This window comes from Vibrio sp. 2017_1457_13, from assembly GCF_030851525.1.
GTDB classification, from domain to species: Bacteria; Pseudomonadota; Gammaproteobacteria; order Enterobacterales; family Vibrionaceae; genus Vibrio; species Vibrio metschnikovii.
In genome coordinates this window covers 107962-122703 of sequence record NZ_VHTA01000003.1, presented here as the reverse complement: position 1 = coordinate 122703, position 14742 = coordinate 107962, and the positions used below count along the sequence as shown (strand labels likewise).

14 protein-coding genes are annotated in these 14742 nt (G+C 41.9%); 5 read left to right on the top strand and 9 right to left on the bottom strand.

Annotation, left to right across the window (positions count from 1 at the left end; translation table 11 throughout):
- Positions 1-5: 5 nt before the first annotated feature.
- The gene (sufB, locus tag FKN88_RS05030; RefSeq protein ID WP_004395001.1) at positions 6-1442 is read right to left on the bottom strand and encodes a Fe-S cluster assembly protein SufB; all 1437 of its coding nucleotides are present in this window, start codon (positions 1440-1442) and stop codon (positions 6-8) included.
- 393 nt (positions 1443-1835) lie between these two features.
- Here sufB and FKN88_RS05025 point away from each other — a divergent pair, with 393 nt between their 5' ends.
- Positions 1836-2426 carry a LemA family protein gene (locus tag FKN88_RS05025; protein ID WP_004395000.1) on the top strand — a complete coding sequence of 197 codons (591 nt, stop codon included), beginning with the start codon at positions 1836-1838 and terminating at the stop codon, positions 2424-2426.
- Positions 2426-4297 carry a M48 family metallopeptidase gene (locus FKN88_RS05020; protein WP_306687345.1) on the top strand — a complete coding sequence of 624 codons (1872 nt, stop codon included), beginning with the start codon at positions 2426-2428 and terminating at the stop codon, positions 4295-4297. The genes FKN88_RS05025 and FKN88_RS05020 overlap by 1 nt, the downstream gene beginning before the upstream one ends.
- Before the next feature lie 153 nt (positions 4298-4450).
- Here the strand turns inward: FKN88_RS05020 and FKN88_RS05015 are convergent, their stop codons facing one another.
- From FKN88_RS05015 to FKN88_RS05000, 4 genes are all read right to left on the bottom strand, one after another.
- Positions 4451-5119: a DUF1826 domain-containing protein gene (locus FKN88_RS05015; protein ID WP_154167782.1), complete on the bottom strand. Its 669-nt coding sequence runs from the start codon at positions 5117-5119 to the stop codon at positions 4451-4453.
- Entirely contained in the window at positions 5116-6321 is a 1206-nt protein-coding gene (gene zigA / locus FKN88_RS05010) for a zinc metallochaperone GTPase ZigA (RefSeq protein WP_187985708.1), read from the bottom strand. The genes FKN88_RS05015 and zigA overlap by 4 nt, the downstream gene beginning before the upstream one ends.
- Positions 6322-6598: 277 nt before the next feature.
- Complete coding sequence (locus FKN88_RS05005; RefSeq protein WP_373567170.1) at positions 6599-6856, bottom strand: alternative ribosome-rescue factor A; 258 nt, start codon at positions 6854-6856, stop codon at positions 6599-6601.
- A 217-nt stretch (positions 6857-7073) separates the two neighbouring features.
- The gene (locus FKN88_RS05000; RefSeq protein WP_154167776.1) at positions 7074-8645 is read right to left on the bottom strand and encodes a methyl-accepting chemotaxis protein; all 1572 of its coding nucleotides are present in this window, start codon (positions 8643-8645) and stop codon (positions 7074-7076) included.
- 382 nt (positions 8646-9027) lie between these two features.
- On the opposite strand from FKN88_RS05000, the gene FKN88_RS04995 reads away from it, so the two are divergent.
- Positions 9028-10173, top strand: a complete 1146-nt coding sequence (locus tag FKN88_RS04995) for a DUF418 domain-containing protein (RefSeq protein ID WP_154167773.1) — start codon at positions 9028-9030, stop codon at positions 10171-10173.
- A gap of 164 nt (positions 10174-10337) precedes the next feature.
- Here FKN88_RS04995 and FKN88_RS04990 read toward each other — a convergent pair whose 3' ends face one another.
- A complete protein-coding gene (locus FKN88_RS04990; protein WP_004394993.1) occupies positions 10338-10460 on the bottom strand; it encodes a hypothetical protein in 123 nt (40 codons plus the stop codon).
- 76 nt (positions 10461-10536) lie between these two features.
- Between FKN88_RS04990 and FKN88_RS04985 the strand changes: the two genes are divergently transcribed.
- A complete protein-coding gene (locus FKN88_RS04985; protein WP_154167767.1) occupies positions 10537-10794 on the top strand; it encodes a helix-turn-helix domain-containing protein in 258 nt (85 codons plus the stop codon).
- Positions 10791-11000 (top strand): winged helix-turn-helix domain-containing protein, encoded by a 210-nt coding sequence (locus FKN88_RS04980; protein ID WP_306690722.1) that lies wholly within the window; start codon positions 10791-10793, stop codon positions 10998-11000. The genes FKN88_RS04985 and FKN88_RS04980 overlap by 4 nt, the downstream gene beginning before the upstream one ends.
- Before the next feature lie 320 nt (positions 11001-11320).
- Here the strand turns inward: FKN88_RS04980 and FKN88_RS04975 are convergent, their stop codons facing one another.
- The 3 genes from FKN88_RS04975 to FKN88_RS04965 form a co-directional block, all read right to left on the bottom strand.
- Positions 11321-12235: an alpha/beta fold hydrolase gene (locus FKN88_RS04975; protein ID WP_154167765.1), complete on the bottom strand. Its 915-nt coding sequence runs from the start codon at positions 12233-12235 to the stop codon at positions 11321-11323.
- A 64-nt stretch (positions 12236-12299) separates the two neighbouring features.
- The gene (locus tag FKN88_RS04970; protein WP_004394991.1) at positions 12300-13229 is read right to left on the bottom strand and encodes a DUF5692 family protein; all 930 of its coding nucleotides are present in this window, start codon (positions 13227-13229) and stop codon (positions 12300-12302) included.
- Positions 13230-13816: 587 nt separating this feature from the next.
- Positions 13817-14470 (bottom strand): TetR/AcrR family transcriptional regulator, encoded by a 654-nt coding sequence (locus FKN88_RS04965; protein WP_004394990.1) that lies wholly within the window; start codon positions 14468-14470, stop codon positions 13817-13819.
- Positions 14471-14742 lie beyond the last annotated feature (272 nt).

Below are 14742 nucleotides of genomic sequence, written 5' to 3'. Positions count from 1 at the left end.
AATAATTATCCTACTGAGCCTTCCAGACTAATTTCAAGCAGCTTACCGGCTTCCACGGCAAACTCCATTGGCAACTCTTTAAACACTTCTTTACAAAAACCATTGACGATCATCGATACCGCTTTCTCGGTATCTAATCCTCGTTGTTGGCATAAAAACAGCTGTTCATCGCTCACTTTAGAAGTGGTCGCTTCATGTTCTACTTTGGCACTTGGGTTACGACTTTCAATGTATGGGAAAGTGTGCGCGCCGCAGCGGTCGCCAATTAACAACGAATCACATTCGGTAAAGTTACGAGCGCCATCAGCTTTCGGCCCCATATGTACCAAGCCACGATAAGTGTTATTACTTTCTCCAGCACTAATCCCTTTCGAGATAATCGTTGAGCGAGTATTTTTACCCAAATGAATCATTTTGGTACCGGTATCCGCTTGTTGGCGGTTACGGGTTAAGGCAACAGAGTAGAATTCACCGACACTGTTGTCGCCTTTTAAAATACAACTTGGATATTTCCAAGTGACTGACGACCCGGTTTCAACTTGTGTCCACGATATTTTTGCATTGGTATGACAAATGCCACGCTTAGTTACAAAGTTATAGATACCACCCTTACCATCTTCATCACCGGGATACCAGTTTTGAACGGTCGAGTACTTAATTTGCGCATCGTCCATTGCCACCAATTCAACCACCGCAGCATGAAGTTGGTTTTCGTCGCGCTGAGGCGCGGTACAACCTTCAAGATAACTGACGTAACTGCCTTCATCGGCAATGATTAAGGTACGCTCAAATTGGCCAGTATTTTGTTCATTAATTCGGAAATAGGTTGATAATTCCATCGGGCAACGTACCCCTTTCGGGATATACACAAACGAACCATCAGTAAATACAGCACTATTTAACGCGGCAAAGTAGTTATCAGAACGTGGCACCACAGAGCCAAGGTATTTTTTCACTAGTTCAGGGTATTCTTGCACCGCTTCCGAAATCGGACAGAAAATCACGCCGGCTTCTTTTAGTTTTTCACGAAAGGTGGTGACTACGGACACGGAATCGAACACGACGTCAACAGCAACCCCAGCAAGCATTTCCTGTTCATAGAGAGGAATCCCTAACTTCTCATACACTCGTAATAGCTCTGGATCAACCTCATCAAGTGATTTAGGTTTATCTTTCATGCTCTTAGGCGCTGAATAGTAGGATATGGCTTGATAATCCATCTTCGGATAGTGAACATGAGCCCATTCAGGCTCTTCCATCGCCAGCCAATTGTGGTAAGCTTTCAGACGCCATTCTAACATCCATTCTGGTTCGTTTTTCATGGCTGAAATACGACGAATCACACTTTCATCTAAGCCTGTAGCAAAGGTTTCAGACTCAATATCAGAGACGAAGCCTGCCTCATATTTACGGGATAATGCTTCATGAATTTGTTCAGTCATAACTTCGGTTCTCGCTGATGTCTTTATGCGCTGCTTTGTCATAGGCCTATAGTGTACCCATAATGGCGACCGCAGACGATAATCTTATGACGCAAAGATACAATACCCGAGTAAAATACTCAAGTATTAATCCTCACGGCTTTAGGCTGGTTATTTTTTATCTATTTGTTTTATATGAATTTTATTCTAATTCATCACAAAAGTAAAAAATCCTCGTTTTGAACTTCAGTGTGATAAAAATTTCAAACTGATTGATTTATCAAACATTTTTTATTTTTTTGTCACGAGTATGACTCCGTCAATAACGAAATAAAGTGTAAATATATAAATTTGCTTTTCGATCTCAACTGGTTATATAACATGGCTTGATACTTCTATCTAACCGGGCTGCCCATGACTACTTTTATCATCATCATCGCTATAGTGCTGCTTATTGGCGTTTACGCGATCTCTATCTACAACAAATTGATTACCCTACGTAACCGCTTTAAAAATAGTTTTGCGCAAATTGAAGTCCAACTAAAGCGTCGTTATGATCTTATCCCTAACTTAGTGAGCACAGCGAAAGGCTACATGCAACACGAGCAAGAGACCTTTGAGCGTGTGATTCAGGCGCGTAATCAAGCGATTTCTGGTCTAAAAGCCGCGAGTGAAGCGCCAGAAAGTGAAACGGCCATTCAACTTCTCGGTCAAGCAGAGGGGATGCTCAAGAATGCACTGGGCCGGTTGAATGTGGTGGTGGAAGCGTATCCTGAGCTTAAAGCCAGTCAAACAATGATCCAACTGCAAGAAGAGCTCACCAGCACCGAAAATAAAGTCGCGTTTGCTCGTCAAGCCTTTAATGATTCGGTAACCAGTTACAACACCTATAAGCAAACTTTCCCTCCCGTTTTATTTGCCAATATGTTTGGTTTTCAAAACGGTAACTTGCTTGAGTTTGCTGACAGTGAAGCAATTCAAGAAGCGCCTAAGGTGAGCTTTTAATGGATTTCTTTCAACATCAAGATACCGCCCGTCAACAAACTCGGCGCTTGGTGCTGTTATTGGCTTTCACTATGTTGTCGATTACTGCCCTGCTTAGCCTTGGCAGTATGTTCATTTATTTAAGTGTCTCTCATGCCTCATTGGATTGGCAAACGGCAATCCGCTTAAGCTTGTTGTGCTTTGCCGCACTGAGTCTCGTGATTGGTTTGAGTGCTTGGCTGCGTTTGTATGATCTGCAAAAGCAAGGGGGATGTAGCGTGGCCGAAAGTCTCGGTGGCCAGTTAATCGCCAGTGATACTACCCATCCCAAACATCGTCAGCTGCTTAATGTCGTGGAAGAAATGGCCATCGCCGCCGGTATTGCGGTACCACAAGTGTATTTGTTAGCTGATGAACAAGGGATTAATGCCTTTGCCGCCGGAATGAGTATTGACGATGCAGTGATTGGCATTACTCAAGGTGCGTTGGATAATTTCAATCGTGACGAATTGCAAGGGGTTATTGCCCATGAGTTTAGTCATATTCTCAATGGGGATATGCGCCTTAATACCCGATTAATTGGTTTACTGTTTGGTATTACCTGTGTTGCCTATTTTGGTCATCTCATCGTCGATAGTTTATCTCGCTCACGGCGGCGGACGATCCGACGCTCTTCTGATTCAGACAAAGGTGTCGCAGCGCTATTTGCGATTGGTGTCGTGTGCATTGTCTTCGGTTGGATTGGCACGCTATTTGGTTCAATGATTAAAGCGGCGATCTCTCGGCAACGCGAGTTCCTAGCTGATGCCAGTGCGGTACAATTTACTCGTAATGATCAAGGAATCGCTGGCGCACTAAAAAAAATTGCTGGTTATTCACCAGGATCGACATTGTCCGCCAAAGCCAGCGACGAAATAAGCCATATGATGTTTGGTCAAAGCCGCCGACGTGGTCTTGCAGCGCTGTTCGCCACTCATCCACCTTTAGAAGAACGCATCCGCAGAATTGAACCGTATTGGGATGGCAGTGTACAAAGCGTCAACGAGCATCAAACCCGCTCGTTTGCTGATTCATCAGTCAGCGGCTTTGCAGCAAGTGCAAGCTCGGCACCCGCCGCCTCTAGCACAATATCAACATCTACTGAACTCTGCGCTAGCGGGCAAGCGCTGATTAGTCAGTTGCCACAACCATTAATTGCGATGGCACGAGAACCATACAGTGCTCGCTTTGTTGCTTTTGCTCTGATTTTTGATGGTAGTGAAGCACAACGTCATATCATCAAACAGCATATTCCGATGGTATCCCAAGCCACTATTCTACCTTGGCTGGATTATGCCATTCCAACCCATCTTCGCTTGCCTTTACTGGAATTAAGTATCCCAGCACTTAAATCACTCAGTGAAGGGCAAAGACATCGTTTGTGTGAAGTGTTACGTGAACTGTCACTCACTGATCATCACTATTCGTTGGCCGAATGGTGTGTGATTAATCTCCTAGAGAAACAATTACTGCCGACACTTGGTCATACGCGTCAAAACAAATCTCTGGAGCAGTTGCAATCTAGCGTCTATTGGTTACTGCGTGAACTGGCTTGGGTTTGCCATGATGAGCGACAAGGGGCACAAATTGCTTTTGACAATGCGCTGCGCCATCTGAGTTTGCCAGTGATTCCTCTTGAACCTGCAGAGAATAATTGGCCATTAAGCCGTACCGCATTGGAATTATTACTGCAGTTAAAAGAGCGAGAGCGAGCGCAAGTCGTCAAAGCTTGTCGATTGGCGATTGAATCAAACGGTAAGGTTACCGTTGCTGAAGGTGAATTGTATCGAGTGATTGCCTGCTTTTTAGAGATACCAGAACCGCCGTTAAGCCTATCGTCAGAGGATAAATAGCCATGGGCAGAATGATTTTCGATTTGGCGCAGGGCTAGGGTTATTAGCTCTAATGTGGATGCGTCGTTCACGTCAGCAATAGCAGTTATTAATACTGTCAAAATCAATCAGCAACCCAAGCTATCTCGATATCGCTTGGGTTGTTTTTTTGAATTATACGAAATCAATGGTCAATAATAAACGTCGTTCGTTCGGGATATATGCTGGTGAACGGTGAACTAACCCGTTGTTTTCATTCCCTTCCCAGCCACTGCCTTTTAGCAATGCGACATCACCAGTCGTCATTTGATGGATAATACTCTCTTTAGCGAATAAACCCGAGCAATCATCAGACTGACCCAGACTTCCGGCACCCAGTTTCGTTCGATCGAGCCCTTGGCTACCCAGCCACTGCGTGGCAGAACCAGCATAAGTGGTCACCAGTCGGCATGGAACATGATCGACATGAAATTTAGGACACATCGGTTTATCGAGTATCGTTAGCCGCACCCCGACTTCTTGCACATCAAACAAACAACAAAACATGTCGACAATCATTGCGATATCTTCACTCAATATGTCTGCGCAAACATAATCAGCAAGTTTCTCGCGTAAGTATTCAGCCACATTCAATGGCGTGACTCGTAACACTAAAGCCAGTGAGGAGACTTGCTGTAACAACGTTTCGATCGTTAGTTGTAACTCTGCTGACAACCTACGTTGCCATATCGCAATATTATGCTCAGGTTGATAGATATCGGTTAAAATGCTCGGCAGAGAACCTATCGGTAGGGCCTCTGCCTTTTCAATAGGAACCAATTTAGACGCTATTTTATCGCTCATGCTTCGTCCTCCCATCCTACAAATGGGTCTGGCAACGTCTGCCAAAACGTTTCTCCAGCGAACACCGCCTCTTCACTTAACAAACACTCATCCAGTGCCTTAGTCATCGCGACTTTATCTAGCCCCTGACCAATAAACACTAACTCCTGACGCCTATCGCCAAAGGGCTCTAACCAATGTTCTTCAATCGCTGCTAAATCATCTTCATTCGTTGGCCATTGGTCTTTAGGGATTGCTTTCCAAAATAAGCCAGCAAAACCATAGTCTGCAATGCCCCCAGCTTGATTCCATTGCCCGACGAGATCTGGGCGTGACGCTAACCAAAAGTGACCTTTCGACCGGAGCAATTTGCCAAAATCGCTGGTGTTATGTAAAAAATGATATAATTTTTCAGGATGAAAAGGGCGACGAGCCTGATAACTAAAACTACTGATCCCATACTCTTCTGTTTCTGGGATATGCTCGCCTCTGAGTTCTTTTAACCAACCGGGAGCTTGTTGTGCACGTTCAAAGTTAAATAAACCAGTATCTAATACCTCGGCGATATCAACTTGCCCATTTTGGATAGCGATAATGCGAGCATGGGTATTTAAAACCTTTAAAATTGAGGTTAAATGTTCGAGATCCGTTAGAGAAACAAGATCCACCTTACTGATCAAAATAACATCAGCAAACTCAACTTGCTCAATCAATAAATCTGTCACACTGCGTTCATCTTCGTCATCGAGGTGTTCGCCACGCTCTTGTAATGACTCAGCCGCGTGGTAATCACGTAAAAAATTCACCGCATCAACCACGGTAACCATAGTGTCTAAAATCGCAACATCGGAAAGTGAAACCCCCTCCCCATCCGCAAAAGTGAACGTCTCTGCAACCGGTAGTGGCTCAGAAATCCCTGTTGATTCTATCACCAGATTATCGAAACGCCCCTCCTTCGCCAATTGATTGACCGTAATCAACAGATCTTCACGTAGGGTGCAACAAATACAGCCATTACTCATTTCCACCAGCGTTTCTTCTTGATGATTGAGCGACACTTCGCTTTTTACGGTAGCTGAATCAATATTAATTTCACTCATATCGTTGACGATCACCGCAACTTTCTTGCCTTGACGATTATTCAAAATATGGCTGAGCACGGTGGTTTTTCCTGCGCCAAGAAAACCAGACAGGACCGTGACTGCAAGTTTTTTCTGGTTCATAGCAGTGACTCCAAACTGAATATGAATTCGAATCAGTAACCAGAATGAACATAAGTGCACGGCAACTGATCAATTTCGTTTTTGAACTTGATAAACGGTGACTTAGTGCGTTTTAGATTGATACCACCACCAAGCAAAATCAAATGTTATAACATAACAATAAGATTGCCAATCTTTGGTTGGAAATAAAAAATCGGTTATTAATGTGGCGAAGAAGTGTCAGTGTTGATTCAAGTTAGAATATTTGCAGGAAAAGAATAGCGTTTATGGCGGGAGGTTAAGCAGTGATAAAAGAAAAACCCTGTACAAAAAAGAACCTATTCCATTTTGTACAGGGTTCTTGACCCTTATGTTTCGCTTGTCGTTTAAAACTACCTTTGCCTTTTTGCGCCTTAACCACTCGAGTACGAAATAACGAACTGGTGACAACGGCTTTCAGCGCATTATCTTTGATCACCCCTCGGCCATGATCTAACGCTATTTCCTGCGTATGATCCGCTTTTGACTGCGGAGGAAACGGTTTTTTCTTCACAATAACACCTCGTTTAAATTGAATCATTTTATCATCCACCGTTTAAGCAACATCTATACTCAAACGACTTGAAACCATAGACCGACCGTCAGTTGATAAGTTCCCAATCACATGAATAAACCCTATGATTGGGATCAACGAACACAATCAAGGCCGCCACGGCTTCCAACGGAAAGAGTATAATCCATCAAAAGTAGGAAGCAAGACGTGACCTAATTGACTATTTACTTACAGAGACTTTAAATGCCCCTACATGGTGATCAAGCGTTTTGGCCAACCCTGACAAATCTTGGCTACTAGCCTCCAAGCTGTGACTATCTTCTAAACCGGCTTGCGCTGCTTGGTTAACGTTATCCATATTGATATTAATCTCGTTAGCCACGCTCGATTGCTCTTCAGTCGCGGTTGCCACGTGAGTGTTCATGTCCAATATAGTACTGACTTGAGTAGCAATACTTTCCAATGCCCGTAAGGCTTGTTCCGTGGCACGATTGCCTTCCTTCGTTAACGCCTTACTGGTATCCATGGCATCAACCGCATTTTGGGCTTCTTTTTGCAGTAGATTGATAGTGGATTGAATCTCTTCCGTCGATTTTGACGTCTTAGTGGCAAGGCTACGTACTTCATCCGCAACAACGGCAAATCCTCGTCCGGCTTCACCAGCACGCGCGGCTTCGATAGCAGCGTTGAGCGCCAGTAAGTTAGTCTGCTCAGAGATACCACGAATCACATCCAGAATCGAAACAATAGACTGCGTACGTTCAGCGAGGGAAGTAATCACCGTCGACATATTGTCCATTTCCGTATCAAGTTGATTAATCGTCTGCGTCGCTTCGAGCAGAGTTTGCTTACCTGCTTCAGTTTCATCATTAGCCGACGATGCAGAATCTGCGGCATTCGAGGCACTGTGTGAGATCTCATTAATAGTCGCGATCATCTCATTCATCGAGGTCACCACCAGCAAGGCCTGCTCGCTTTGGGACTCTCCGCGTCTGAGCGATTGTGCCGCCTTATCACGTAAAGCCTCCGCCGACCGTCCAAGCTCTTCACCAGTTTCGACAACATTGCTAATGATGTGATCAATCTTCTCAACAAAAGTATTGAAAGCCACTGAGATACGGGTGATTTCATTGTTACCAGTCACGGGTAAGCGTACCGTCAAATCACCATCCCCTTTGGAAATATCGGCCAATGCATGTTCTAATCCTTTAAGTGGGGCGAATAAACGATCCAATACCCAGATCAGTACCAACATACAAACCACAAAAATCGAACCAATCGCGGTGAGCTGTGCAATCGCGATACCGTTTGCAGCGCTATCCACTTCTGTTATCGGAATACCAACATCAAATGCTCCCCATAAACGTCCGTCAACATAGATTGGCATCATGATGTCGTATACCCACACGTCTTGAACATCGGCGTACCAACGTGAATGTTGAGGCTGACCTCGTCCTGCTCCGGCAATCGTATAATCATCCGTATAAGCACGACCAATCCTCTCTCGGTCACTATGCGCCATTGCTTTAATATTTCTATCAATCACAACCGCGTAACTTATATCACTGCGCTTTCCTAATGATTCAACCATTGACTGCAAATCAGCTTCGGGATTCGTAGAGTGGGATAAAATATAACTGGCGTTTTCAGCCAGAAGTTCAGCCTGAGATTGAGAACGCTCAAGGATAATATGATCTATCTCGTCACGTGAGATAAAAGCGGTGGCGGCTATGCTTGCGATTGCTGCGATCGCAAACATGGCACATACCACGATTAAAATAAGTTTTTTCACTCCATTACCTTATCAATCATTTAAAGTGGATCCATGGTCAAATTGACCTTGCGTCAGCAGTTTACACCACTTAATTTGGTATGAAAGAAAATCACTAATCGAATTGAAACAAAGCTTGTTTTTTGGCACTTTCTGGCTCATTAAATAGTAGATAAACCTTAAAAACTTTAGGCCTATAAGAATATTCATATAGCAGAAAAGCTCGAACTTTAAACTAATATTGATTGGCGTTAACGAGCAAAAGCCGTGATTTAGATGACGATAATTAGGTACGTTTACTCGTATAATAAAAACGATTAAGACCAGTAAAACTTGTAGATTCAAGTAATTAAAATCTCGAAGCTCAGTGCTTTTTCTGTTGGTAGTAGCAAAGGGAAATACAATGGCTGAACGCATTGAAAGCCTAGATTTTATCCGAGGGGTTGCCGTTCTCGGTATACTGTTTATGAACATCATGGCGATGGCAACCCCTATTGAGGCCTATTACAGCCCATTTTGGCGCGAAGGCTTATCAGCATGGGAAGTGCCTGTGTATCATCTGCAAAGCCTGTTGTTTGAGAGCCGCTTTATGTCGATCTTCAGCCTGCTGTTTGGTGTGGGATTGTATATTCAGTATCAAAGTGCGCTAGCAAAAAACCTCCCAGCGCAGGCCAGATTGTCGTCACGGCTACGTTGGTTATTATTGTTTGGCCTTTTGCATGGTTTTTTACTTTTTGAGGGCGATATTTTAACGCTGTACGCCTGCTGTGGATTTTTGCTGATACGCTTACTCGATCTCAGCAGCAAAAAGCAATGGGTTCTGGCATTCGTACTGATGGGTTTAGGCCAACTGGTGATGCTGGGGTTCGTTGCCCTACTGATGTATCACGACATCCCAATTTTCACCGCAGAGCTACCCTTGAGTGGAACAGACCTCACAACACTGCAACAAACATGGACCAGTTACCCAGACCGATTATTGGCACAAACCATCAACTTTGCACAATTCTTACTATTTATTCCATTAACCGTGCTTTGGTATAACACCGGCTTAATGCTGATCGGTATTTTGCTGTACAAAAACGGTTTCTTTCAACAAAGTCGCTGGCTACCTTGGGGGCTTGGTTGCTTACTACTCGGATTAATTTCAGGATGGGGTGTACAGCAGCTACGGATAACATTCGGGCTGAGCTTAGACGTTGGCTTCTCGACGATACTTTTGATGATGTTGACCGGTTTGCTGTCAGCGATTGGCTACTGTTCGCTATTGATGTTATTTACCAACCATCATCATGTGTTGGTTCGCTTATTGAAGCAAGTGGGCAGAATGGCATTTACGCTCTATATATTACAAAGCGTCATGGTTTATCTGATCTTTGTTTGGCTTGCTCCGCAGTTATGGGGGCAACTTGGTAGACCAGAGCTGATGGTATTAGTGATTGTGTTAACCGTTTTTCAAATATGGTTTGCTGATTTCTGGCAACGTCACTATGGGCAAGGCCCGTTGGAAAGAGGCTGGCGATATTTAGCTTATCGACGGTTTAGATAGTAAAAAAACAGGTGGATGTTCAACTTCTCAAGCAAGTCTATAAAGAACATTTACCTAATCAAACGGTTAGACTCAGCGCTCTGTATCCATCACTCTATTTTTTCATCGCTTCGCTATGGCAATACAGGCAGACCTCGCGCGGCAAGAGATGTGCCTTAGTTACTTTATATTTCTTTTAGACGAGCGGTAAAATGACGCAACACTGACGGTTCATAGGTAAAATCTAACCCCTTCATGTTGTGCGCATTGTCTTTCAATTTTTCAAATTCTTCAATAACAAAGTCCATGGCTGTCTGTATGTAATAACAATCTAAATAAAAATATGACCTAATTAACTCCATTCAATATCAGGATGGATTAACCATGGATAGCTTACACAATATCGACTTCAAAAAACTGGAGAGCCAACAAAAATCCATTCAAATGAAAATGAGATTGCTCGCCCTCGCTCACTTTAAAGATGGCCACTCTCACACCCAAATTGCTAAATTTCTTAAAGTGAGCCGTACTAGTGTCAATAAGTGGGTGCAAACCTTCCTTGAGGAAGGACTGGAGGGACTTAAGGAAAAACCAAGAACGGGAAGACCTCCTTTATTAACCCCTGATAAAAAAATCAAATAGATCAATGCATTACAAATCCACAAGGTGGACGACTCATTGTTGCTGATATCCATGCTTATATTGTCAAAGAATTTGGTCAACATAATCATCCTGATTCTATTTATTATTTACTCGACCATATGGGATTCTCATGGATCACTTCTCGGTCAAAACACCCCAAACAATTACAGCAAATCCAAGACGATTTTAAAAAAATTAAAAATTGAAACGATCCTTAAGATCCCAGGCCACATGGGGCTGGAGAATGTCGATGTTTGGTTTCAAGATGAAGCTCGTTTTGGACAACAAAATACCACCACCCGACTTTGGGCAGCACGAGGTACAAGGCCTAGAGCCGTGAAACAACAGCAGTTTGAATACGCCTACTTATTTGGCTGGATATGCCCTGCAAGAGGCATTGGTGAAGCGATGGTCGTGCCTTGGGTCAATAAGAGATTCATTAATTTACCGCCAACCTGAAACACCAAGTAGTTTGTTTAAATGGTTTATCTTTTTGTAGGCAAAGACATGTAAAATTATTTTGAATCTATCTCGTATTTAACCAATTATAGATTTTTTGGTTCACTAATTCAGGATATGAATGCATAAACCAATGGCCACCGGGAACTACTTCAATTTGACCTTTGTTTTTATCAATTACTTCTTGTTCCCATGTTTTTGCATGAAACCAGATTGATTTGTCTTTGCCATAAATAAATAAAAATGGCGTTCCATAATCATCGACTATTACAGGTTGTGTCGTATTACTTGTCAGTACTTCTTTCCATAAATGCCAGTAAGGATAAGTCAATCTAGAATCTGGTCTTAAATCTTCAATAGATTTATGAGGATCAACACGTGGAACTTGTAAGATTTTATCAGCAGTGAAAAGCGCGAGCTTGGTACCAAGATAATCAGGTAGAGTCCACGCAACTGCTAAAGCTAACGTGTATTGAACATTTATTTTAGGTCGCGGCTCATCGGCAAAACTACCGATGTCAAGCAAGATAAGCCTATCAACGAGATCGTTTTGTTTTAGGTAATGAGAGGCATATACTGCTCCCCAGTCATGGGCAATAACGGTAATTGATTGTTGATCTAAATGTTCTATAAATTTATCAATAATGCTTCTCATCTGCTTGATACTGTAGTGTGGGCGTAACTCGCGATCTGTTTGTTCGAAACCTGGTAGAGTGAAACGGACGACTTGATAGTTTTCTTTAAAGAAATCGGCTTGTTTGTCCCACATTTCGAGACTATCAGGATAGCCATGGATAAAAACTAGGGTATGTTCACCTTTACCTTCGATTTTGGTTTCAAGATTATCGACAATACTGGTTAAATTTGCTGAGAATTCATCATCAGGTATAGGATTTTTGAAGATGAAAGTCGACATGACATAGATTGGCAAACTGAGTAGCAGAATGATAATTGTAACAACTATCAAGCGTGCTTTTTTCATAATAGATTCCTTTTTAATAAAGTGATGCCCACATGTAAGTTATTTATTGTGGGCATGTTAAAGATTATTGGCGATAAGCATTAATGGATTTATATTCTTCCTGATCTGAAAAAATTTCATCTCTCATTGGGTTTAAACGTTTTAGTAAAATTCGACGTAGCTGCCAGCTTGCCAAATACAGATTTAATACTAAAGAGAGTAGAGATATGCTCCAGTTAGCCATTGGGTTATAACTGGGAGCGACGTTAAATGTACTACCGATGGCAAAAAAGTAAGGGAAAGTCATTACCCACATCATCCAAAAACTGAGGGTCGCTGCTCGGTTTTGCATCCAAGTCCCTTTTGCCCAAAATAAAGCTGGAATAGTGGCTGAAATATTAAGTGCGACACCCGAATAAAATGCATTTCCGGGAGCACAAGAGTAAACGTAGGCAATATTCCAGATACCATAAGCGATTACCCACAGGCGAATTTGATCTGGCCAGAGCATGTCATAGCGAATTCCGCCAGTTCTTTGCCCTCTATACGCAAAGATGCCTGTCCATCCACAAATCAAGATAATATTTAGTATGCCTGCGAAAGCGTTCACATAGTTCCAGCCACCAGAAATATACTGCATTCCATCGACGATACCATTGAAACCAGCGATACCGACTTGAAATTCCCGCATTACAGCTTCAAAAATATTAATAGCGAGAATTACGGGCACTAAAATAAGATACCAGGGATGCTTTTTGTGAAAATCGGTAAAGCGAATAACTAAATATATAATACTACCGGCTAAAGCGGAATATACCTTTACCCAAGTAAACCAAGAGGTAACATCACTACCCATATATAGCCATATTGGAGTTAGAGCGATAGGCAAAGCAATAAAAATAGCCAAGCTTGCCCATTTGCTAGCACGAATAATTTCATTTAAACCCATTAATGTAACAAGTACAATCAACCACATTATCCAGTTATACCAAGGTATAGATTCAAAGAAAAACATTGGGACCTCACTTATACTGTTCAACAGCACCTAAGATTTAATTACTATCAAACTCATATTGTTAATCGATGAATTTTTGCTTATAGCCCCATTACTAATTAATGCAGAAATAAAGAACAAAATGAGTTTATGTTTGTAACACAACTTTATCGTTATTAGTTTTATCCCCTTCCTACTTGAAGCTGCAGGGGTGTTGGTTACATTCGTTCATCCCAATCACATAGTCTGTCTATGCTCATGGGGATGAACTCACTTGCCGCCTACCTGTAACTCTAAGTTGTTTGGTTATATAAACAGTAAGAGCACCCCCCTTTTTTTTAGAGTTAAAGCTCTTATTTAGAGCTTTAACTCTAGAGCAATGAATGACCAAATGATGTGCAATTAACCACACTTTTCAGATACTGTTTAATTCGACTGCATTTTTTATTAAAAAATGTGATGTGAAATGCAAGATCTAATGGGAGGTTTTTTGCGTATTGATAGTTGTAAAAAGTCAATGAGTCGATCGAATTGCTTGGTGTAGAGTTTAACGACATACCAAGCAATACCGTATCTGTTAAGGATAATTAAAAAGCTGAGTATGGGTATTAGGTAAGAGATTTTTTTGAGCGGGAGAGTTTTTGATATCGTACACGCAAAACTGACAGTCGCTGTTTACCTGTCGGTGTTGTATAAGGCCAAAGTAAATTGATGATTTTGAGAATACCTCGATAGAGTTCGGTTTTGGTTATCTTTCCGTTCAATTTATTGGCCATTAAGTAATTCATCCAAAAGCTACCCACCACTCGCATCAACTCAACAAGATCATCAATGTCTTGCTCATCAATATTAATGATTTGATCATTTTTAAGCCTGATAACTGAATACTTCGCTCTTTCACCTAATACACTGTGGACAGAAAGATAACGCTTATGTAACTCTTTGTCTCGAAGCACAATACCGGGCATGCTACTGTGAAAAAAGCGAAACTGCCAGAAGCTATTGAATACTTGATCACAGTACTGTTGGAGAAATACCTCGGCTGGAGTGTTTTCGTCATCAGCAATGAAGCTTTGTTGCGTATGTTCTATGTATTTTTCGAAGATAGATTTAATAATGTCCTCTTTGTTGCGGAAATGGTAATAGAGATTCCCAGGGCTAATGCCTAAATACTCAGCAATATGGTTTGTATTAACTGCACGTTCTCCTTTTTCATTAAATAATTTTAAGCTTGCGAGTATGATTTTATCATGAGTTTTCATAAGTATCCTGTATCAATGGAACTGCGGCTTTGTTAAATCTGATAGATTAGTTAAACAATTGTAAGATTTGCTCGCATTATATTGATTACTAGCAAAGAGACTATAACCAAATTGGGGTATGCTAAAATATTTCAGCAATTAACTATAGATATCAATATACGCACTCAATATCTTGTATTGATAGAAATAGCATGTGTACTTACGATGGTATGAAATCAATAAGTGTAAAACCAACAGTGCCCTTGAAAATTATCATATTTTTACTTAAAGTT

Coding starts and splice junctions, on each gene's coding strand:
- sufB (WP_004395001.1), bottom strand. CDS start 1,442: ATGACTGAACAAATTCATGAAGCATTATCCCGTAAATATGAGGCAGGC.
- FKN88_RS05025 (WP_004395000.1), top strand. CDS start 1,836: ATGACTACTTTTATCATCATCATCGCTATAGTGCTGCTTATTGGCGTT.
- FKN88_RS05020 (WP_306687345.1), top strand. CDS start 2,426: ATGGATTTCTTTCAACATCAAGATACCGCCCGTCAACAAACTCGGCGC.
- FKN88_RS05015 (WP_154167782.1), bottom strand. CDS start 5,119: ATGAGCGATAAAATAGCGTCTAAATTGGTTCCTATTGAAAAGGCAGAG.
- zigA (WP_187985708.1), bottom strand. CDS start 6,321: ATGAACCAGAAAAAACTTGCAGTCACGGTCCTGTCTGGTTTTCTTGGC.
- FKN88_RS04995 (WP_154167773.1), top strand. CDS start 9,028: ATGGCTGAACGCATTGAAAGCCTAGATTTTATCCGAGGGGTTGCCGTT.
- FKN88_RS04990 (WP_004394993.1), bottom strand. CDS start 10,460: ATGGACTTTGTTATTGAAGAATTTGAAAAATTGAAAGACAATGCGCAC.
- FKN88_RS04985 (WP_154167767.1), top strand. CDS start 10,537: ATGGATAGCTTACACAATATCGACTTCAAAAAACTGGAGAGCCAACAA.
- FKN88_RS04975 (WP_154167765.1), bottom strand. CDS start 12,235: ATGAAAAAAGCACGCTTGATAGTTGTTACAATTATCATTCTGCTACTC.
- FKN88_RS04970 (WP_004394991.1), bottom strand. CDS start 13,229: ATGTTTTTCTTTGAATCTATACCTTGGTATAACTGGATAATGTGGTTG.
- FKN88_RS04965 (WP_004394990.1), bottom strand. CDS start 14,470: ATGAAAACTCATGATAAAATCATACTCGCAAGCTTAAAATTATTTAAT.